Raw genomic sequence first — 20,522 nt, 5'->3', positions numbered from 1 at the left:
CGCTTGGACGCGGCAGGCCATCACAAAGCGAGCGCAGGCTTACTTCTTCAGCGCCATGCCGCTGCCCTTGCACACGAATTTCGTCGTAAAGGCCTTCGTGTAGTCGGTGTCCGCCTTGAAGATCTTGATCCCAACCATTCCCTCGAAGAATTTCTTATAATGGGCGTCGGTGATACAGCCGATGCCCTTGTCCAGAGCCTCGCCGGATTCGACGATGCCGAATTCCTTCATCTTGGCGATAGAATAGGCGATCTGGCCATCCGTCATTTCCGGATTGTCCTTCTTGATCAGTTCATTCGCCTTGCTGTTGTCGCCGTAGAGATAACTGTACCAGCCCTCGATCGACGCATCGACGAAGCGCTGGACGACGTCCGGCTTCTTGTCGATCATCGTCTGCGTCGTTGTGATCATCGTGGAATATGGCGTGTAACCGTTGTCCGCGAGCAGAAACACCTTCGGCTCCCAGCCCGTCTGCTTCTGGATTTCGTAGGGTTCGGACGTCAGGTAACCTTGCTGTGCAGACTCTTTGTCGGCAATGAACGGCGCGGGGTTGAAGTTGTACGGCTTGTACTGTTCGTCCTTGAAGCCCTTGTAGTTTGCCTTCATCCACTCGAAGTAGGTCAGGTAACCGTCCTTGCCGAGGAAGAGCGTCTTCAGCTTGGCAAGGTCTTCGAACGTCTCGACGCCGGCGTCCGGATGCGCGATCAACACCTGCGGGTCCTTCTGAAAGATGGCCGCGACATCCACCAACGGAATGCCTTGCTCCACGGCCGTGATTTCGCCCTGCGAGCCGCCCATGTAGAAGTCGATCTTGCCGGAGATCAGCAGCGCACTGTTTGCCGCGTTCGGGCCGCCCTGAATGATGCTGACATCAAGACCATACTTCTCGTAAGTGCCGTCAGCAATCGCCTGATAGAAGCCGCCATGCTCGGCCTGCGCCAGCCAATTGGTGCCATAAGTCACCTTGTCGAGCGCGTAGCCTGATGAGGCCGCGGCAATTGCAGCACCTAGACCAAGGAGTACGGTGAATGCAATATTTTTCAGTGCATTGGACATGTTCGACATTCCCCTTTGGTGCCAGGGATCGCCGCAATCAGCGTCCCATTTTCTTCATTTGAGCGATTGCAATGCTCTTTGAAAAGCATCAAAATTCGTGCGCAACGATGCCTTTTTGGCATCTCAAACAGCGCGCGCGCCTAATTTGTGCTGCGTGCCTAAAATTGATGCACCGAGGGCGCGATGCTGCATTCCAGAAAACTTCTCTACATCAACGAAATCGCCCGGTCGGGCTCCATCCGCAAGGCGGCGGCGCGGCTGAACGTCGCTTCGTCCGCCATCAACCGGCAGATCCTGGCGCTGGAGGAGGAAATGGGTGCTCCGCTCTTCGAGCGCCTGCCGCGCGGCCTGAGGCTGACAGCGGCCGGCGAACTGTGCATCGAACACATTCGCGAAGTTCTGAAGAACTACGATCGCCTGGAGGGCCGCATTCGCAGTCTCAGGATGCAGCAGGCGGGCAAGGTGCGGCTGGTAACGACGGTCGGGCTTGCCGCCGGGCCGCTCGCGGAAATCATCAGCCGCTTTCAATCGGAGCATCCGCGCGTCTTCTTCCAAATCAGGAACGATGCCGGCACGATGACCGTCAATCCTGTGCTGTCGGGCGAGGTGGATATCGGCCTTGGCTTCAATATTCCCCCGACACCCGGTATTCGCACGCTCGGGAATTTCGATATCCCGATCGGCGTCGTCCTGCCGCCGGGGCATCGTTTGATCGCCCCCGGCCCGATCAATCTGGCGGAGGTGGTGCAGGAGCGGCTGGTGCTGGCACAACAGGGCACCAGTCTTCGTGACGTGATCAATCTGGCTTTTGCCCGGCTCGACGTCCACGTCGAGCCGGTTCTCGAAACCAACGCTTCGGAGATGCTCAAGAAACTGGTGAAATCCGGGGCAGGGCTGACGATGCTGAACCCGCTCGACGTCATCACCGAGTGCAGAAACGGCGACCTCGTCTTCCGGCCGATCGCCGAGCCGCATGCGCGCCAGCAGCCGATGAAGCTGTTCGCGCGCGCCCGCGCGCCGCTGGATGCGGCAACGAGCCTCTTCGTCGAATACCTGCTGGCCGAGCTCGCAGGACTTGTGCAGGAGCTTCAGGTCAAAGGCCATATCGCGTCGGAGAAGTCGGCCGCGAATTGATCCTACATCGCGTAAAGATTTGAAAGCGGATAGCGCTTCAGATCATAGAGCATCTCGATGAAGCCTTTCACCTGATGGCTGCAGATGGCCGCGCCTTTTTCCGCGGTACCGCGCGAGGCGTCGCCGACGACGCCGTATGGATTGAGATCATGGGCGATCCAGGCAAGAGAGTGCGGGGGCAGGGGTTGAATATAGTTCGACTGTTCCCGCATCCATTCCGCCTTCGAGATAAAATTCTGCGCCTTGTCCATGCGCACCAGGTCCGGCCGGAAGTGCAGCATCAGGGAGGTCTCCACCTCGCCGCCGTGAATGCCGTACTTCGTTTCATGTTCGCTGATCATGCCGTCCGGATGGCCGAATCGGCCCCATTGCGTCGACAAAACGGCCATCTGGTAACGTACGCGCAGTTCCCGGGCGACGATGCTCATGACGTCGAGATTGCCGCCGTGCGAATTGACGATCACCATCTTGCGGATCCCGGCTGCGGCGACCTTCGCACCGATCGCGGTCCAGACGGGGATCAAAAGCTCAGCCCCAAGCGAGAGCGTGCCCGGGCCATAGATATGTTCGTTCGCCTTGCCAATCTCCTGCGTCGCCAGCACCAATATGTCGAGGTCTTCCGGCCGCTCCCTTTTCAGCTCCGAGAGCATGCCGTTAGCGATGGCGACATCGGTGGCAATCGGGAGATGCGGGCCGTGCTGCTCCGTCGACGCGATCGGCAGAATGGCTATGGTCGTATCGGGAGGTAACGCGGCGAAATCATAGGTATTGAGCTCGTTCCAATAAAATGGCGTCGCCATTCCGCATTCCTTCCTTGCACTCTTAGACACTGAGTAGGAAATCGTGCAGCGCGCGAAAAGCATCAATTTGCGCCAGCGCCGATGCCTTTTTGTGAGAGGTGCGGTGAATACGGCTTGAGAATGGGACTATGACTGGTCGACATGGTGCCCGTCGCGTCCACCCATACAATCTCCGAGAACGAACTCGCAACCGTGTCGCTTACACTGATTGCCGCAGAGTGTGGCCTGTCGCCAGGATATTTCCTGAGGTCAAGGAGACTACGGGCGTCCCGCCTTACAAATGGCTCTCTGCCTGCCGAATTGAGAAGGTGATCGAGCCAATTTCGCCAGCGATCGACAATCCGCCGCCGGCGAGACCAATATTATAGCTTCGATCCCGAGCTTTCGTGGATGACGATGTCGGATTGTCATTCCTCCGATCGTCCTTGGTTCACGAACAGGAGGATCACAAATGACCGAAGAGACCAATCCCAACGTTGAGGAGGAAACGATTATCGCCATGCTGATGATACGTGCCTCCGCGCTCGGCGATAAGAATGCCAAGGACGCGCTCACCTACGAGACCGAGGATTCCGTCGAATTTTCGCTGGCGCCACCGCTCGTCTACCACGGCAAGGACGAGGCGGGCCTTCAGGACTGGTTCGATACATGGGAAGGACCGATCGGCAGCGACGTGCACGATGCCAAGCTAACGGTCGGCGGAGACGTCGCTTTCTGGAGCGGCTTGCTGCATATCACGGGAACGAAGACCGATGGCGCCGAGGTGGATCTCTGGTTTCGCCAGACCCTCGGCCTCGTGAAGCGCGACGGGCGCTGGTTGGTGGCCCACCAGCATGCCTCCGTTCCCTTCGCCATGGATGGGAGCGGACGGGCGCTGGTCGACCTAAAGCCCTAAAGCGCGAGCTCGAGCGCGGTTGGGCCGCCAACATCGTCGCCGAACTGGGACCAGGGCAGCCATGCCGAGCCGAAGCAACGCGAGATTGCCGTCTGTGCTGCCAGTCCATGGACTCAACACGAGTTGCTGAGAGGCACGGCCCGATTTACGGTTGCCGTATGGGCGAGCGCTAGACCATGTTTTCGACAAGGTGATTGGAGCCTTTGATCAAACACCGAGCTGAAGTCTTTGCTGGATCTCTGAACGAGTCCTCTGAATCATCGTCCTAATAATCCTGTCGCCAATCATGGGTAGTCGTTTGATTGGACGAATCCAACCAATCGTCTCCGGTAGATTGTCTTCGCCAGACGGGACAATGCCTGTTTGCTGCCAACATCGTTGCTATGGCCCGAGGCTCAAGCAAGGTAGTGCGGTTTGGTTCCATAAGATAGATTATCCAACTTTGGCTTGTAGCCGCAAAGTTAAAGTGTCCTGATTCTGCAAAGTTGGAATGTCACTCTCCCCGCGTTTTGAGGACGTGGGAGATTATCTGCTGGCGAACGGCTGGTATCAGTGTCATGTGATTGCCGAGAAACTCGGACGGCATCGCTCGATGATTTTCCCCGAGTTGCGCCGCAACGCGTTCGAGGATTAAACAAAATCTCAACGGCTATTATTGCGCAACAGCGAACGAGATCGCACGCGAGCGGCGCGCCAAGCTGCGCAAATAGCCTCAGCGTCAGATCAGGCCGTATTGCCGTGCCTTATTGCGCAGGAACGGCAGACCGTTGCCCATCACCTCCGCCTCGTCTTTTGCCACCGGCCGCCAGACCGCTAGGCCGTAAGCGACCTGCGGCGGCATGTTGATGAAACTCTCCATCGCGAGCCCGCCCTTGAAGCCGATGGCGGCGAGCGCCGCGTATACCTCGTTCCAGGGAACATTGCCGTAGCCTGGCGTGCCGCGGTCGCTTTCCGAAAGATGGATGTACTTCAGATGATCGCGGGCAACGAGAATGCCGTTGGCGGCACCCTTCTCCTCGATGTTCATGTGATAGGTGTCGAGATGAACGAAAACATTGTCGGCCCCGACCCGCTCGATCATGTCCACCGCCTGGCGGGCGGTGTTGATCAGATGGTTCTCGTAACGGTTCACCGCCTCGACGCCCAATTCGATACCCTTCGACTTGGCATGTTTGGCCGCTGCCTGCAGAGCGCGCGCGATATTGTCGTATTCGCCTTGCGTCGGCGGTACGCCAGTGCGCTCGCCGATGCCGCCGAAAATCACACCGGAAAGCGCTTCCGCGCCCATTTCCGCCGTTTTATCGATGGCGACCTTCAAATGGTCGATCGCCGCGTCGGGACGAACCGACGCCCAGGCGTTCTCCGGCAAGCCCAGCGAGCAGACAGCGCGCAGCTTGTGTTTTTCCAGCAAAGTCCTGGTATGCGGCGCATCGACGGCCGGGGCATTGAGGAGCGCGATCTCGATGAAGTCCATCTCATACTTAACGGCGGCGGCAATCGCCTTTTCCGCGCCGGCGCGATCCCAGTTCATGGTCCACATGCTGGTATGAACACCAAAACCTTCCATGGGCCTTATCCTTTTTTCCGGTTGAGAAGTTTTAGATGCCCCGCGGCGTAGCGCAGGATCATCACGGCGATGAGCAGGATGCCCCAGACGGCCGTCGCCAAATGCTGGTTGGCGCCCATCAGGTTGAGACCGGACGCGAGCAGTTGCAGAACGACGAGCGCCACGAAAACGGGGATGACCCGGCCGAAGCCGCCGAACGGATTGACGCCGCCGAGAAAGCAGGCAAGCACGGTGATCAACAGGTAGGATTCGCCGTGACCGACGCGCACCGAGTTGAACCGGGCGAGCATGATGATGCCGGCGACCGCGCACATGGCGCCAGACAGCATATAAACCAGCACCAGGACCTTGCGCGTACTGACGCCCGAATATCGCGTCGCCTCGATATTCGAGCCGATCATGTAGGTGTTGAAGCCTAGCTTCATCCGCGTCAGCAACAGATGCCAGATCGCCACACAGCCGATGAAGACGAGGAGCGGCACCGGAAAACCAAGCACGCTGCCATGACCGAGCGGAGCAAGGTAGGCCGGGAAGCCGGAAACATCGCCGCCGCGCGTCAAGAACTCGCCGAGCCCGCGTAGGAAGATCATCATCGACAGCGACACCAGGATCGGGTGGGCGCGCGTATAGGCGATCACCAGCCCCATCACGACACCGCTTGCCGCGCCCGCGCCGATAGCGAGCAGGCTGCCGAGGAAGAAGGCGAAGGGTCCCGCATCCACGCCGCCGTTCACTTGCAACACCCAGGCGAGCGTCAATCCGGCAATGTTGGCGGTGAAGGTGATGGCAAGATTGAGCCCGCCGGTGAGCACCGGCAGCAGCATGGCGAGCGTGAGAAGCCCGAGCTCCGGCAGCTGGAAGGCGACTGAGCCGAAGGTGGCACGACTCAGGAACTGAGGCGACGCCAGGCCGAAGAAGAGCACCACCGCAAAGAGCGCAAATCCCGGCCCGGCCATTTCCGGCCCCAGGACGGCCCTGCTGCGCCTGATGATTGCGGTCATTTGCTGCCTCCATTCTGGCGCATGAACGGCAGCAGCTTTTCAATGCGTGCATTCGACAGCGTGATGGCAACCAGAATAATGGCGCCGACGATCATCTTGAAGGCATAGGGCGAGACGCCTGCGAGATTGAGACCATTCTGCGTGATCGAGATGAGCAGCACGCCCAGCACGCAACCGAGCACCGACCCCTTCCCGCCGCCGAGCCGGGCGCCGCCCAGTACCACAGCGGCAAGTACGTCGAGCTCGCGGCCGTATAGCGCGTTCGGGACGACTTCCTGCGCGTAATGCGCCTGGATCAGGCCGCCGATACCAGCCATCAGGCCAAGCCAGCCATAGGCGATGAATTGCATTGCGCCGATATTGATGCCGAAACGGCGCGCGCCTTCCGGATTGTCGCCGAAAGCATAGAGCTGCCGTCCTGTCGTCGTTCGTGTGATGAGCAGCCAGGTGGCGGCGACGCAGATGAGCATGACTAGCACCGGCAGCGTGATCTCGATCCAGCTTCCGTCGGCCATCTCGTGCTCGAACAGGATAATGCGCGTGGTCAGCCAGTCCGGCAGATCGTAGATCGATACTCCGCGCGTGAAGAACATCAACAGGCCAAAATAGATGTTGAAGGTGGCGATGGTCACAACGATCGAAATGATCCGGAATTTGTGGATCAGGAAGGCATTGACGGCTCCGAGCAGGATTCCGAGCCCGCCGGCGATCAGCAGTCCGCTCACCCAACTGCCGCCGCCTACCCAGCCGAGCAAGATTGCGGTGATGTATTGAACGACGGAGGCGGCGACCGCGAAGGAGATATCGATGCCACCGGCAATCAGCACGACCAGCAAGCCAACGGCGAAGATGATGTTGACGGAACTGGTGTTGAGCAGGTCGAACGCGTTTCCCAGCGAAAAGAAGCGGTCGGTGACGATCGACAGGAAGAGGCAGATGATTGCGATAACCGCAAGCAGGGCAAATTCCGTCGCATGGGACTGAACGGCGTTACGCATAGACGGCAGCCTCAATGTCCTGAAGTGCGCAATCGCGCGGCGTAAACCTGTTGACGATACGGCCCTTGGCCATATGCAGAACGCGATCCGCGTGGAAATAGACCTCCGGGACCTCGTCGGAGATCAGGATGATCGCGAGGCCGCTGTCGGCGAGCTTGGCGACAATATCGAAGATGCCGGCGCGGGCACCGACATCGACGCCGACGGTCGGGGCGTCGAGAATGAGCAGTTTCGGGTTTGTCGCCAGCCACTTGGCGATGGCCACGCGCTGCTGGTTGCCGCCCGAAAGCGTCGAAACGGCATCGCCCTGCTTGCCGATCCTGATGCCGAGATCGGCGATCCACCGGGCAACGAGATCCCACTTGCGGGAATCGGACAACAGCCCGCGGGAGATGATCCTGTCAAGCGACGCGATCACCAGGTTGTCGGCGATCGACTGAGGCTGAATGAGGCCGAGCGATAGCCGGTCCTCGGAGAGATAGGCGATACCGGCTGCGATGGCCTCGCGATTGGAGGAGAAACGCACCGGCTTGCCTTCAAGCCGGATCGTTCCGGCTTTCGGTTTGAGCATGCCGAACAAGGAGAGCGCAAGCTCGGTGCGGCCGGCGCCGAGCAGGCCGGTAATACCCAATGTCTCCCCGCACCGCACGCTAAGGGAAATATCCTCGAACTGCCCCGGCCGCGAGAGCCCATCGACCTCCAGCACCACCGGATTGCGGCTAACGTCGCGGACGCGGAGCGCCTGGTCGAAAGTCTTTCCGGTCATCAGCTCGGTGATGCGCGACTGGGTCATGCCTGTTGCCGGATAGACGCCGACAAGCGCGCCGTCTCTCAGGACCGTCAGCCGGCTCGATATCTCGAGCACCTCGGCGAGCCGGTGGCTGACGAACACAACGGCCACGCCGGAAGCCGAGAGTGTCCGGACAATGCCGATAAGACGGTCGGTTTCAGATTGCGTGAGCGAGGCGGTTGGCTCGTCCATGAAGACCAGCTTAGCGTCACCGATGAGCGCTCGCGCGATTGCCACGATTTGGCGCTGGGCGATCGCATAATCCTTCAGTGGCAGATCCACATCGAGAGCAACGCCAAGCCGCGCAAGCGCCCTTACCGCGGTCTCCCGCATGCCGTTATAGTTGACAGGCCGCGGCCAGCGGCCAAGCACCGTCTGGAAGGCGATGTTCTCGGCAACCGTCATTTCCGGAAACAAGGCGAGATCCTGCCAGATGACCTGGATGCCCGCGGCTTGGGCCGTTACCGGCGACATGTGCGAATAGGTCTGGCCGTCATATTCGATGACGGCACCGGACTGGGGACGATAAACGCCGGTGATGATCTTGATCAACGTGCTCTTGCCGGAGCCGTTTTCACCCGCCAGGCAATGCACCTCGCCTGGAAGAACGTCGAAGCTGACGTTCTTCAACGCTTTGACGCCGCCGAAGGTCATGTTGATGTTGCGCAGCGACAACAGCGGCTTTGGGCCGTCTTCTGGGCTTTCAGGTGCGGTCATCATATCAACCTATGGAATTTCCGGGCGCCACCGAGCCGGCCGAAGCCAGCCCGGCAGGCCGGGAGAACGCGTCCTGGCGAACTTACAGGCCCATGCCCGCAAGCTCGTCCACGGTGTCCTTGTTGATCGGCAGCAGTTGATCGACGATGATGTCGTTGCCGACCGGCTTGATCACACCAAGACCGGGAATGTTGTCGCCGTCCTTGACGCTCTCACCCTTGATCAGGCGATCGGCCATGGTGACGAAGACTTCGCCGGCCTGCTTCGGATTCCACATGAAGCCTCCGGAAATCGCGTCCGCCTTGATGAGCTTCCGGCCTTGGCCGGGCGAAAAAGGCCCAAGAACGAAGATTTCCCCAGTCTTGCGGCGCTCCTCGACGGCGCGGCCCGCACCGATAGGCCCCTGGCTGCCGAAAGCAAGGAAACCCTTGAGATCCGGATGCGCGGAGATGAGATCGAGTGCCGTCGAGCGGCTCTTGTCGACATCCTCCGCCACGCCGTAGCGCTCGCCGACTAGCTTCATATCGGGATAATTCGCCTTGATGTAAGCGATCGCTGCATCCGCCCAGGCATTGTGCAACGGAACCGTGAGCGAGCCGACGAACACGGCATATTCGCCCTTGCCGCCCATTTTCTCCGCCAGGAGCTTGGCATGCGCTTCGCCGAAGCCGGTCGACGAGGCCAATTCGAAATTCCAGTCGGCGCCTTTCTGGCCGGGCGATTCATGGGTGATCACGATAATGCCCGCCGCCTTCGCCTTGGCCAGAACGGGTTCCAGCACTTTCGCGTCGTTCGGAACGACGCCGATCACTTTGACGTTCTGGGCAATCAGGTCCTCGATTGCGCGCACCTGAAGCGCTGGATCGGCGCTCGTCGGGCCGACCATGAAGGCATCGAGACCGAGCTTGCCCCCCTGCTCCTTTATCCCGGCTTCCATTGCATTAAACCATGGGATGCCACCGATCTTGACGACGACGCCGACCTTATCTGCGGCCAGCGCTGCGAACGAAACGCCAAGCGACAGCGATGCAGCAAGCACTGCGATCATAAGCTTTTTCATATCTCTTCCTCCTCCAAACGTTTTCACGCAGGGAAACACTCACGGGCCGCCGGCTGGCGGTACCTGTCAGTTGGTTTCGGTCGACGCGGAAATCGCATCCTCCAACTCGCCGCCTCCTCAAGCGGACCTCAAATGCACAATCGATATTTCTTCCTTGCACAATCGATGGTGCAAATAATATCTTTTGGATTTAAGCTTTCGTCAAGAGGAAATCGGCACTAAGGAACTGCTGGAGGATTACATGAAGCAACAGGGCAAAAAGAAAGCGACGATCTATGATCTTTCGATCCTGTCGGGATGCTCCGCCTCGACCGTCAGCGCCGTCCTGAACGGCACCTGGCGTAAACGGCGCATTCGGGAAAGCACGGCCGAACTTATTCAGAACCTCGCCGAACAGCACCAATATACCGCCAACCTCCAGGCCCGCGGCTTACGCAATTCCCGCTCGGGGCTTGTCGGGCTGCTTCTGCCGGTACATGACAACCGCTATTTCTCGTCGATGGCACAGACCTTCGAGGCACAGGTGCGCAGCCACGGCAAATGTCCGGTCGTCGTCAGCGCTTCCCGCGATCCTCAGGAAGAGCTTGCAACGGTCGAAACGCTGATCTCCTATTCGATCGATGAACTGTTCATCGCCGGTGCAACCGATCCCGACAGCGTTCACACCTTGTGCGAAGCCGCGGGCATCCGGCACATCAATATCGACCTGCCGGGGACGAAGGCGCCATCGGTCATCAGCGACAACTATCAGGGCGCGCGGATGCTGACCGAAGCGATCATTCAGCGTTTCGATCCCGCCCATCCGCTGAAGCCCGACGAGCTATTCCTGTTTGGCGGACGTAACGACCATGCCAGCCGGGAACGCATAAGAGGCTTCCGCGATATCAAAAAGGCGCTGCTCGGCACGAGCAAGGATGCATGCATTCAGCCGACCGGCTATTCACCCAATATGACACAGAAGGCCTTCGAAGCCTTCTATGAGCGCGAAGGCAAGCTGCCGCGCGGGCTCTTCATCAATTCCTCGATCAACTTCGAGGGTCTGCTCCGCTTCATGGCGCAGCACCCCCACGAGACCTTCACCGACATCGTCGTCGGCTGCTACGACTATGATCCCTTCGGCTCATTCCTGCCCTTCCCGGTCATCATGATCAGGCAGAACACCGAGAGCATGCTTGCAAAGGCATTTGAGCTCATCGAAGAGCATCGCCCCGTCAACAAGATTCACCTCATCCAGCCGGAGTTGATCCATCCACGGACCGCGCTGAAAGGCCCTCTGGACGCAATCAAGGATGTCTACGCTTGAACAGAGCGTCGAAAGCTAGTGTCTCCCCTGACGCGGGCCTACTTTTCTAATCCGCAAAATGCCCTACACTCCGATTGATATCGCCGGAGATGAATCCATGCGCGCCTTATATGCTGTGCTTGCTCTGTGTGCTGCATTGGTCCTCTTCTCCTTGCCGATGCGTGCCGAAGATCCGATCGATGCGACGCGGCATATCATCGAGGATCAGATCACGGCTTTCCTGAAGGACGATGCGGAAGCGGCCTATTCCTTTGCTGCGCCTGGCATCAAGGCGATGTATCCGGACAAGAACATGTTCTTTGCGATGGTGAAGAAGAGCTACGAGCCTGTCTATCATCCCGGGAACTACGCCTTCGGCCGCAGCCGTTCGATCGATGACGGCACGATGATTTATCACGAGGTTCTGATATCCGGCCGCGACGGCAAGGACTGGACGGCGATCTACCAGATGATGCGGCAGCCAGACGGCGGCTACAAGATCAACGGCGTGCAGATCGTGCCGAATACCGAGAGCAAAGGCATCTGAACCTCAGGCGCGCTCGAGATCGCCCTTTGCCCATTCCTCCTGCGTTTCCGCCATGAAATCGGCGAAGCGGCCCTCGGAAATTGCCGCGCGGATGCCCTGCATCAGCTCCTGATAGTAGTTGAGATTGTGCCAGGAGAGCAGCATGCCGCCGAGCGCCTCATTGGCCCGGACGAGATGGTGCAGATAGGCGCGCGAATAATCGCGCGAGGCTGGGCAATTCGACTGGTCGTCGAGCGGGCGCATATCCTCAGCATGGCGGGCATTGCGGATATTGACCTTGCCGCGGCGGGTAAAGGCCAGGCCATGGCGGCCGGAGCGGGTCGGCATCACGCAGTCAAACATGTCAATGCCGCGGGCAACCGATTTCAGGATATCGTCCGGCGTGCCGACGCCCATGAGATAGCGCGGCTTTTCGCTCGGCAGCACCGACAGCGTTTCCTCGAGCATCTTCAGCATAACGTCCTGCGGTTCGCCGACGGCAAGACCTCCCACCGCATAGCCCTTGAGGTCAAGCTGTGCCAGTTCTTCGGCCGAGCGGATGCGGAGTGCGGGAATGTCGCCACCCTGCACGATGCCGAACATCGCCTTGCCCGGCTGGTTGCCAAAGGCCACCTTGCAGCGCTCGGCCCAGCGCAGTGAAAGCTCCATCGCGCGTTCGATCTCACGCGGTTCGGACGGAAGCGCCACGCATTCGTCAAGCTGCATCTGGATGTCGGAGCCGAGCAGGCCCTGGATTTCGATCGAGCGCTCCGGCGACATGTGGTGCAGGCTGCCGTCGACATGCGACTTGAAGGTGACGCCCTGCTCGTTAAGTTTGCGCAGAGCGGAAAGCGACATGACCTGGAAGCCACCGGAATCGGTCAGAATCGGATGTTCCCAACGGATGAGGCTGTGCAGGCCGCCAAGGCGCGCGACACGCTCAGCCGTCGGCCGCAGCATCAGGTGGTAGGTGTTGCCGAGAATGATGTCGGCGCCGGTTTCGCGAACCTGGTCGAGGTACATCGCCTTGACCGAGCCGACGGTGCCGACCGGCATGAAAGCCGGCGTACGGATCGTGCCGCGCGGCATGGAGATTTCGCCGAGGCGAGCGCCTGCATCGGTCTTCTTGAGGGCGAACTGGAAATTCTCGGTCATTTGTCTTTCCGGAAAAGAAGGCTCGCGTCACCGTAGGAGTAGAAGCGGTAGCCTTTTGAAATGGCGTGTTTGTATGCCGCCTGCATGGTCTCGAAGCCGCAGAATGCTGAAACCAGCATGAAGAGTGTCGAGCGCGGCAAGTGGAAATTGGTCATCAGGACATCGACCGCCTTGAAACGGTAGCCAGGCGTGATGAATACGCCGGTGGCGTCTGCCCAGGCACGGATTTCTCCATCGTCGGCAGCCGCGCTTTCGATCAGCCGCAGCGACGTCGTACCGACGCAAATGATGCGCCCGCCCCTCGCCTTGACGGCGTTCAGCTTTGCAGCCGTCTCCGCGCTAACATAGCCGCTTTCAAGATGCATCTTGTGATCGGCGGTGTCGTCGGCCTTGACCGGCAGGAAGGTGCCGGCGCCGACATGCAGCGTCACGAAATGGCGTTCGACACCGGCCTTGTCCAGAGCTTCGAAAAGCCGTGGCGTGAAATGCAGGCCGGCGGTGGGCGCTGCAACGGCGCCTTCGTCGCGGGCGTAGATCGTCTGGTAGTCAGTGCGATCGCGCTCGTCGTCAGGACGCTTGGCGGCGATATAGGGCGGCAGCGGAATATGGCCGACGGAGGCGATCGCCTCGTCGAGCCCCGGGCCGGAAAGATCAAACGCAAGCGTGACTTCACCGCCCTCGCCCTTCTCCTCGACGGTGCAATCGAGCTGGCCAAGGAAGCAGCTTTCCCCGCCGTGGCCGAAGGCGATGCGATCACCGATCTTGATCCTTTTGCCGGGCTTGGCGAAAGCTTTCCAGCGACTGGCGCCGACGCGCATGTGCAATGTCGCCGAGACCTGCTGGCCGCCCGCCCCTTCGCGATGGCGGATGCCTTCGAGCTGCGCGGGAATGACCTTGGTATCGTTGAAGACCAGCGCATCCCCTTGCCGCAGGAACGACGGCAGCTCGCTGACTGAGTGATCGCTGAGGACCGTTTCGGCATGCGGATCGACGACGAGCAGGCGCGCGCTATCGCGCGGCTCGGCGGGCCGCAGGGCGATCCGTTCATCTGGCAGGTCGAAATCGAAAAGGTCAACGCGCATCGGGCACTTTCAGCAAAGCAAAACCCGCCCCGCGCTTTCGCACAAGGGCGGGTTCAGCAGAAATCACAATCAGACGTCAGCAGCAACCCGCATCGAGACGATCGAGTCCGGGTCGCTGACTGGCTCGCCCTTCTTGATCGTGTCGACAACATCCATGCCTTCGATAACCTGGCCCCAGACGGAATACTGCTTGTTCAGCCAAGGCGCATCAGTGAAGCAGATGAAGAACTGGCTGTTTGCCGAGTTCGGGCTCTGCGAACGCGCCATCGAGCAGGTGCCGCGGACATGGGGCGTGGCAGAGAATTCGGCTTTCAGGTCCGGCTTCGGCGACCCGCCCATGCCGGCGCGGCCCGGGTTGAAGTTCTCGCCGCCCTTCTTGCCGAACTGGACGTCGCCCGTCTGCGCCATGAAGTCGGGAATGACGCGGTGGAAGACGACGCCGTCGTAGGCCTTCTCGCGGGAAAGCTCCTTGACGCGGGCGACATGCTCTGGGGCTACCTGCGGCAGCAGCTGGATGACCACCTTGCCCTTCGTGGTTTCCAGGATGACGGTGTTTTCCGGATCCTTGATCTCGGCCATTTTCATTCTCCTCGTTTTTCGAAACTACTTGCCGGCGGTGACCTTGACCATGCGGTCGGGGTCGCTCACTTCGCCGTTCTGCCCTTCGCCGCGCTTGATCTTGTCAACATTTTCCATGCCGGAGACGACCTTGCCGACCACGGTGTACTGGCCGTTCAGGAAGGAGCCGTCCGCGAACATGATGAAGAACTGCGAGTTAGCCGAATCCGGATCCTGGGCGCGCGCCATGCCGATCGTCCCGCGTACGAAGGGCGTCTTGGAGAACTCGGCCGGAATGTTCGGCAGATCGGAGCCACCGGTGCCGGCAAGGCTTGGATCATAGCCCTTCGACATATTGCCGTACTGCACATCGCCGGTCTGCGCCATGAAGCCGTCGATGACGCGGTGGAAGGCTACATTGTCATAGGCCCCCTTCTTCGCCAGCGCCTCGATCTGCGCAACGTGCTTGGGAGCCACATCCGGCATCAGCTGGATTACGACGGGGCCATCCTTAAGCTGAATCGTCAGCGTATGATCGGCCTGGGCAAACGCATCGCCAACGAAGGAGGCCAGGTAAAGCACGCCGGCAAATGCAATATAGAAGAGTTTCATATGAGCTCCGTTGCGGCGAAAAACGCCTCAAGATTTGCGCTTGGATTGAAGAGCCTTCAAAACGGCGGCCGGCACAAAGGCGCTGACGTCGCCACCCATGGCCGCGATTTGACGGACCAATGTGGCAGTAATGGGCCGCGAGGCTGTGCCTGCCGGCAGAAAGACGGTCTGCACATCCGGTGCCATCTGCCGGTTCATGCCCGCCATCTGCATTTCATAGTCGAGGTCGGTGCCGTCGCGAAGCCCGCGGATGAGCAGCGCCGCACCATGCATACGCGCTGCATCAACGACAAGATTGTCGAAAGCAACGACGGAGATGCTGCCGCTTTTCTGCGGCATCGCCTCGGCAAGCGCGTTGCGGATCAGTTCCGCCCTCTCCTCGAAGGAAAACAGCGGCTCCTTGCCCGGATGGATGCCGATTGCAACGATTACCCTTTCGGCGATGTTCAGAGCCTGGACGAGCACGTCCAGATGTCCGTTGGTGAGCGGGTCGAAGGACCCCGGATAAAATGCAGTCGTCATAGGACCCGGCCGTTTCGTTCCGATGCCTTTTGTCATGGATGCCTGCGTCCCGCAAGTCATTTGCCGCCCGGCTGAACGGCGGATGAATGCTGCGTTCAACGCCGTTTCAGATGCGATCCGCATAATCGGAAACATCAACGCAGCCGATGCCATCCGGCACCGGGCGCACCCGAAAGACACCGACATGCTGATCCTGCTGCTTTCCCTTGCCGTCGTTCTCTCCCTGCTTGCGGAGCTGGCACATGGCTACCTGCAGGACCGCTATGCGATACGCTGGGTGCGGGCGGAAGTCAGCGAGCATCGCGCCATCATGCGCAAGCTCGGCAGAGCGCGTTGAGACCAGCTCTCGAATCTGAACGCCAGATGAACGAGACATTCAAGGTGGCTTCAGACCGGGCTTGGTAAACGACCCATCAACATCCGCCGGAACCATTTACGGACGGATACGTTCATCAACCGAAGCGTAGATGCGATACGCGGTACGAAGGGAAAAACAGATGCCCGATAAGGTTACCATCATCAATGTTTTCTGGATGGCAATGATCACGGGAATGCTTACTGCAACTGTCGCGCTCTATGACCAGCAGACCGATACGTCCAAGGTATATGGTCCTTATGCTTCGGCCCGGACGGCCATCATAAGCCAGTACTGAGGGACGTGAACGCAACTTCGGAAAGGATTGCGCCATGTTCACGATCTTGACTGTTCTTACCGCTCTCATCAGCGTCATGTTTATCGTGTCCGTGGCGTCAACCGTTTCCGCCCTTCGCCGCGAAAGCGAAGAAGTGAAGGCGTTCGACAAGAAGAAGCACAGCACTTTCTAAGACACGATTTCCCCGCCCCTTGAGCGCACTCCCCTCCAGCGCTCGGGTCATTCAAAGCCGGACGCGGTCCCCGCGTCCGGCTTTTTCATGCGCACTGCACCCTCAACCGGACGAGCAGCAATCTCTGTGCATAAAAAAACCGGGCGGCAGGGGGCCGCCCGGTTCTCAACCAAAGCCTAGTTTACATTACTCTTCCGTTGCAGGTGGCGCCTCGCCGCTTTCGATCGGCGTTTCGTTGACGATTTCGCCGACATCTTCGCCGTCATCTTCCGGCTCGCTGATGCGCTCGACGGAGACGACCTTTTCGTCCCTGGCGGTCGAGAAGATCGTGACGCCCTTGGTGGCGCGGCTGGCGATGCGGATGCCGCCGACCGGGACGCGGATCAGCTGACCGCCGTCCGAGACCAGCATGATCTGGTCGCCCTCGTCGACCGGGAAGGCGGCGACGAGTTCGCCGATCTCGCTCGTCTTGGAGGTATCGGTGGCCCGGATGCCCTTGCCGCCGCGGCCGGAGATGCGGAAGTCGTAGGAAGACGACCGCTTGCCGAAGCCCTTCTGCGACACCGTCAGCACGAATTGTTCGCGTGCCTTCAGTTCCTCGTAGCGCTCGTCCGTCAGCTGTCCCTCTTCGGTGACTTCTTCGCCCACCAGGGCGATGTCCTCTTCGTCGATGCCCGTGGCGCGGCGTTCCGCAGCGGAACGCTTGAGGTAGGCGGCTCGCTCCCACGGTTCGGCATCGACATGACCGACGATGGTCATCGAGATGATGCGGTCGCCGTTGCCGAGGTTGATGCCGCGAACGCCGATCGAATTGCGGCCCGCAAAGACACGGACATCATCGACCTGGAAGCGGATGCATTGGCCGAGCGCCGTCGTCAGCAGGACGTCGTCATGTTCGGTGCAGGTCTCGACGGAGAGGATTTCATCGCCCTCCTCCTCGAGTTTCATGGCGATCTTGCCATTGCGGTTCACCTGGACGAAATCCGACAGCTTGTTGCGGCGAACCGTGCCGCGCGTCGTCGAGAACATGACGTCGAGGCTTTCCCAGCTCTCCTCGTCCTCGGGCAGCGGCAGGATCGTGGTGATGCGCTCGCCGGGCGCCAGCGGCAGCATGTTGATCAGCGCCTTGCCGCGCGACGTCGGGGTGCCGATCGGCAAACGCCAGACCTTTTCCTTGTAGACGATGCCGCGGGAGGAGAAGAACAGGACCGGCGTATGCGTATTGACCACAAATAGCCGGCTAACGAAATCTTCATCGCGCGTCGTCATGCCGGAGCGGCCCTTGCCGCCACGGCGCTGAGCGCGATAGGTTGTCAACGGCACGCGCTTGATGTAGCCGAGATGCGAGACGGTAACGACCATGTCTTCGCGGGCGATGAGGTCCTCGTCATCCATTTCAAGGCCGCTGTCGATGATCTCGGTGCGGCGTGGCGTTCCAAATTCGTCGCGAACCGATGTCAACTCATCCTTGACGATCGTCTGGATGCGGACGCGGGACGACAGGATGTCGAGATAATCCTTGATCTCGTCGCCGATCTTGTTGAGCTCATCGCCGATTTCATCGCGGCCGAGCGCTGTTAGACGGGCCAGACGGAGCTCGAGGATGGCGCGGGCCTGCTCTTCCGAGAGGTTATAGGTCATATCCTCATTGATGCGGTGGCGCGGGTCGTCAATGAGGCGGATCAGGCTCTCGACGTCTTCGGCCGGCCAGCGGCGCGTCATCAGCTCTTCGCGCGCCGACTGTGGATCCGGCGCCTGGCGGATGACGCGGATCACTTCATCGATATTGGCGACCGCAATCGCGAGACCTACCAAGACATGAGCACGTTCGCGTGCCTTGCGAAGAAGGAATTTCGTTCTCCGGCTAACGACCTCCTCGCGAAAGGAGACGAAAGCGCGAAGCATATCGAGCAGGTTCATCTGTTCCGGCTTGCCGCCGTTCAGCGCCACCATGTTGCAGCCAAAGGAGGTCTGCAGCGGCGTATAGCGATAAAGCTGGTTCAGGATGACTTCGGCATTGGCATCACGCTTCAGCTCGATGACGACGCGATAGCCCTGGCGGTCGGATTCGTCGCGGAGATCGGAGATGCCTTCGATGCGCTTCTCGCGCACCAGCTCGGCCATCTTCTCGATCATCGTCGCCTTGTTCACCTGGTAAGGGATCTCGGTGATGATGATCTGCTCGCGGTCGCCGCGCATCGGCTCGATCGCAGCAACGCCGCGCATGATCACGGAACCGCGGCCGGTCTCATAAGCCGAGCGGATGCCGGCACGGCCAAGGATTTTCGCACCTGTCGGGAAATCCGGACCGGGAATGATGTGCATCAGATCTGGCAGTTCGATCGCCGGATCATCGATCAACGCGATGCAGCCGTTGATGACTTCGGTCAGATTGTGCGGCGGAATATTGGTGGCCATGCCGACGGCAATGCCGCCCGCTCCGTTGACGAGCAGGTTCGGGAATTTCGCGGGCACCACGACGGGCTCGGAGAGCGTGCCGTCGTAGTTGTCGCGGAAGTCGACCGTTTCCTTGTCGAGGTCGTCGAGCAGCGAATGCGCCGCCCTTTGCAGACGGCATTCCGTGTAGCGTTCGGCCGCCGGCGGGTCGCCGTCGACGGAACCGAAATTGCCCTGACCGTCGATCAGCGGCAGACGGAGCGACCAACCCTGCGCCATGCGGGCGAGCGCATCGTAGATCGCAGCATTGCCGTGCGGGTGATATTTACCCATCACGTCACCGGTGACGCGGGCGCATTTGACGTATTTCTTGTTCCAGTCGATGCCGAGCTCGGACATGCCATAGAGGATGCGCCGGTGCACAGGCTTGAGGCCGTCGCGGACGTCCGGAAGCGCACGGCTGACGATGACGCTCATCGCGTAATCGAGATACGACCGCTGCATTTCCTCCATGATGGAGATGGGCTCGATGCCTGGCGGGAGCTTCCCGCCGCCTGGGGGTGTTTGTTCAGTCAAAACAGATCACGATCTCTTTGTAGAATCACTGGAGGATTTATAGCGGAAAGGCTGGCCGCACGCCAATTTGAGCGAGGGTTTTGAACAGACTTTGCGGCGGAAGGGCGGCAATTCAGGCGATTTCGGACCGCTTTCAGCGCCGGTCCGCCACCCGTCATTTGCCAAATGGAAAACCTCGCTTCACAATCGCGAAAAATCAAGCCTTCATATGGTGTTCCGGAGAGACGATGGCAAGCGCCGACCAACTGATCAACGCTTTCACGACGCTGCTCGTCACGATCGATCCTCCCGGACTTGCGCCGATCTTCCTCGGCCTGACCAGCGGCATGAGCCGCAGCCAGCGCAAGCAGGTGGCGCTGCGCGGCTCCGTCATCGCTTTCATCATCCTCGCCGTCTTTGCACTGTTCGGCGCAAGTGTGCTTGGGGTGCTCGGCATTTCCATCGGCGCCTTCCGCATCGCCGGCGGACTGCTGCTCTTCTGGATCGCCTTCGAAATGGTGTTCGAGAAGCGGCAGGACCGCAAGGAAAAGACCAGCGAAGTCGCGATTACCAAGGATCACATCCAGAATATCGCGGTCTTTCCGCTCGCCCTTCCGCTGATTGCCGGCCCGGGCGCGATCTCGGCGACGATCCTGCTTGCGGGCTCGCTGCCGACCTCCGTCGAACGGGCGCAACTTCTCATCGTCATTGCAGGAAATCTTCTCCTGATGCTTGTGTCGCTGCTGATCGCCGATCGTCTCGACCGCCTCCTCGGGGTCACCGGCCGAGCGATCCTCACCCGCTTGCTCGGCGTCATCCTGGCGGCGCTTGCCGCGCAGTTCGTCGTAGACGGCGTTAAGGCCGCGATGGCTGTCAGTTAAAAGGACGCCATCGCAAGGCAAACCCAGCAGGGCTTGACTTCCCGCAGGCCTGCTGCACATGATTGGCTCTGGGGTTGCGATCACCCCACGAGGCGACAGCTGAAGTATC

21 protein-coding genes and 1 pseudogene are annotated in these 20,522 nt (G+C 60.0%); 9 read left to right on the top strand and 13 right to left on the bottom strand.

Annotated features, from left to right (window positions below; all coding sequences use genetic code 11):
• Positions 1-39: 39 nt before the first annotated feature.
• A complete protein-coding gene (locus tag ACZ9BX_RS04975) occupies positions 40-1,056 on the bottom strand; it encodes an ABC transporter substrate-binding protein (protein WP_476216111.1) in 1,017 nt (338 codons plus the stop codon).
• Between the two features lie 183 nt (positions 1,057-1,239).
• On the opposite strand from ACZ9BX_RS04975, the gene ACZ9BX_RS04970 reads away from it, so the two are divergent.
• Positions 1,240-2,190, top strand: coding sequence for a LysR family transcriptional regulator (locus ACZ9BX_RS04970; RefSeq protein ID WP_476216110.1), 951 nt, complete (start codon positions 1,240-1,242; stop codon positions 2,188-2,190).
• 2 nt (positions 2,191-2,192) lie between these two features.
• On the opposite strand, the gene ACZ9BX_RS04965 is transcribed toward ACZ9BX_RS04970, so the two are convergent.
• On the bottom strand, positions 2,193-2,990 hold the full coding sequence (locus ACZ9BX_RS04965) for a creatininase family protein (protein ID WP_476216108.1): 798 nt from the start codon (positions 2,988-2,990) through the stop codon (positions 2,193-2,195).
• Between the two features lie 451 nt (positions 2,991-3,441).
• Here ACZ9BX_RS04965 and ACZ9BX_RS04960 point away from each other — a divergent pair, with 451 nt between their 5' ends.
• Both ACZ9BX_RS04960 and ACZ9BX_RS04955 read left to right on the top strand, forming a co-directional pair.
• A complete protein-coding gene (locus ACZ9BX_RS04960; RefSeq protein ID WP_476216106.1) occupies positions 3,442-3,885 on the top strand; it encodes a YybH family protein in 444 nt (147 codons plus the stop codon).
• A gap of 485 nt (positions 3,886-4,370) precedes the next feature.
• Positions 4,371-4,592, top strand: a pseudogene (locus ACZ9BX_RS04955) (hypothetical protein); the annotation flags it as partial.
• A gap of 11 nt (positions 4,593-4,603) precedes the next feature.
• Here the strand turns inward: ACZ9BX_RS04955 and ACZ9BX_RS04950 are convergent.
• From ACZ9BX_RS04950 to ACZ9BX_RS04930, 5 genes are all read right to left on the bottom strand, one after another.
• Positions 4,604-5,452 carry a sugar phosphate isomerase/epimerase family protein gene (locus tag ACZ9BX_RS04950; protein WP_476216104.1) on the bottom strand — a complete coding sequence of 283 codons (849 nt, stop codon included), beginning with the start codon at positions 5,450-5,452 and terminating at the stop codon, positions 4,604-4,606.
• Between the two features lie 5 nt (positions 5,453-5,457).
• Positions 5,458-6,453, bottom strand: a complete 996-nt coding sequence (locus ACZ9BX_RS04945) for an ABC transporter permease (RefSeq protein ID WP_476216102.1) — start codon at positions 6,451-6,453, stop codon at positions 5,458-5,460.
• Positions 6,450-7,451 (bottom strand): ABC transporter permease, encoded by a 1,002-nt coding sequence (locus ACZ9BX_RS04940; RefSeq protein ID WP_476216100.1) that lies wholly within the window; start codon positions 7,449-7,451, stop codon positions 6,450-6,452. Before ACZ9BX_RS04940 ends, ACZ9BX_RS04945 begins: the two co-directional genes overlap by 4 nt.
• Positions 7,444-8,958: a sugar ABC transporter ATP-binding protein gene (locus ACZ9BX_RS04935; protein ID WP_476219899.1), complete on the bottom strand. Its 1,515-nt coding sequence runs from the start codon at positions 8,956-8,958 to the stop codon at positions 7,444-7,446. Before ACZ9BX_RS04935 ends, ACZ9BX_RS04940 begins: the two co-directional genes overlap by 8 nt.
• Before the next feature lie 82 nt (positions 8,959-9,040).
• Positions 9,041-10,018: a substrate-binding domain-containing protein gene (locus ACZ9BX_RS04930; protein ID WP_476216098.1), complete on the bottom strand. Its 978-nt coding sequence runs from the start codon at positions 10,016-10,018 to the stop codon at positions 9,041-9,043.
• Positions 10,019-10,259: 241 nt separating this feature from the next.
• On the opposite strand from ACZ9BX_RS04930, the gene ACZ9BX_RS04925 reads away from it, so the two are divergent.
• Together ACZ9BX_RS04925 and ACZ9BX_RS04920 are read left to right on the top strand one after the other, a co-directional pair.
• Positions 10,260-11,321, top strand: coding sequence for a LacI family DNA-binding transcriptional regulator (locus tag ACZ9BX_RS04925; RefSeq protein ID WP_476216096.1), 1,062 nt, complete (start codon positions 10,260-10,262; stop codon positions 11,319-11,321).
• Between the two features lie 97 nt (positions 11,322-11,418).
• Complete coding sequence (locus ACZ9BX_RS04920; protein WP_476216094.1) at positions 11,419-11,847, top strand: DUF4864 domain-containing protein; 429 nt, start codon at positions 11,419-11,421, stop codon at positions 11,845-11,847.
• A gap of 3 nt (positions 11,848-11,850) precedes the next feature.
• On the opposite strand, the gene tgt is transcribed toward ACZ9BX_RS04920, so the two are convergent.
• The 5 genes from tgt to coaD all read right to left on the bottom strand — a co-directional run bounded on the left by tgt (position 11,851) and on the right by coaD (position 15,755).
• A complete protein-coding gene (gene tgt / locus ACZ9BX_RS04915) occupies positions 11,851-12,981 on the bottom strand; it encodes a tRNA guanosine(34) transglycosylase Tgt (RefSeq protein ID WP_476216092.1) in 1,131 nt (376 codons plus the stop codon).
• Complete coding sequence (queA, locus tag ACZ9BX_RS04910; RefSeq protein WP_476216090.1) at positions 12,978-14,063, bottom strand: tRNA preQ1(34) S-adenosylmethionine ribosyltransferase-isomerase QueA; 1,086 nt, start codon at positions 14,061-14,063, stop codon at positions 12,978-12,980. Before queA ends, tgt begins: the two co-directional genes overlap by 4 nt.
• Positions 14,064-14,132: 69 nt before the next feature.
• Entirely contained in the window at positions 14,133-14,642 is a 510-nt protein-coding gene (locus tag ACZ9BX_RS04905) for a peptidylprolyl isomerase (RefSeq protein WP_027509494.1), read from the bottom strand.
• 24 nt (positions 14,643-14,666) lie between these two features.
• Complete coding sequence (locus tag ACZ9BX_RS04900) at positions 14,667-15,233, bottom strand: peptidylprolyl isomerase (RefSeq protein WP_476216087.1); 567 nt, start codon at positions 15,231-15,233, stop codon at positions 14,667-14,669.
• A 27-nt stretch (positions 15,234-15,260) separates the two neighbouring features.
• Positions 15,261-15,755, bottom strand: a complete 495-nt coding sequence (gene coaD, locus ACZ9BX_RS04895) for a pantetheine-phosphate adenylyltransferase (protein WP_476216085.1) — start codon at positions 15,753-15,755, stop codon at positions 15,261-15,263.
• 82 nt (positions 15,756-15,837) lie between these two features.
• Here coaD and ACZ9BX_RS04890 point away from each other — a divergent pair, with 82 nt between their 5' ends.
• From ACZ9BX_RS04890 to ACZ9BX_RS04880, 3 genes are all read left to right on the top strand, one after another.
• On the top strand, positions 15,838-16,092 hold the full coding sequence (locus ACZ9BX_RS04890; RefSeq protein ID WP_476216083.1) for a hypothetical protein: 255 nt from the start codon (positions 15,838-15,840) through the stop codon (positions 16,090-16,092).
• Between the two features lie 160 nt (positions 16,093-16,252).
• Positions 16,253-16,408, top strand: a complete 156-nt coding sequence (locus tag ACZ9BX_RS04885; RefSeq protein WP_165928267.1) for a hypothetical protein — start codon at positions 16,253-16,255, stop codon at positions 16,406-16,408.
• Between the two features lie 34 nt (positions 16,409-16,442).
• Positions 16,443-16,580 carry a hypothetical protein gene (locus ACZ9BX_RS04880; protein WP_165928268.1) on the top strand — a complete coding sequence of 46 codons (138 nt, stop codon included), beginning with the start codon at positions 16,443-16,445 and terminating at the stop codon, positions 16,578-16,580.
• A gap of 186 nt (positions 16,581-16,766) precedes the next feature.
• On the opposite strand, the gene gyrA is transcribed toward ACZ9BX_RS04880, so the two are convergent.
• Entirely contained in the window at positions 16,767-19,553 is a 2,787-nt protein-coding gene (gyrA, locus tag ACZ9BX_RS04875) for a DNA gyrase subunit A (protein ID WP_476216080.1), read from the bottom strand.
• 227 nt (positions 19,554-19,780) lie between these two features.
• Between gyrA and ACZ9BX_RS04870 the strand changes: the two genes are divergently transcribed.
• Entirely contained in the window at positions 19,781-20,413 is a 633-nt protein-coding gene (locus tag ACZ9BX_RS04870) for a MarC family protein (protein WP_476216078.1), read from the top strand.
• Positions 20,414-20,522: the final 109 nt, after the last annotated feature.

Source organism: Rhizobium sp. USDA 3886, assembly GCF_056279785.1.
This window is presented reverse-complemented; position numbering and strand designations above follow the sequence as displayed.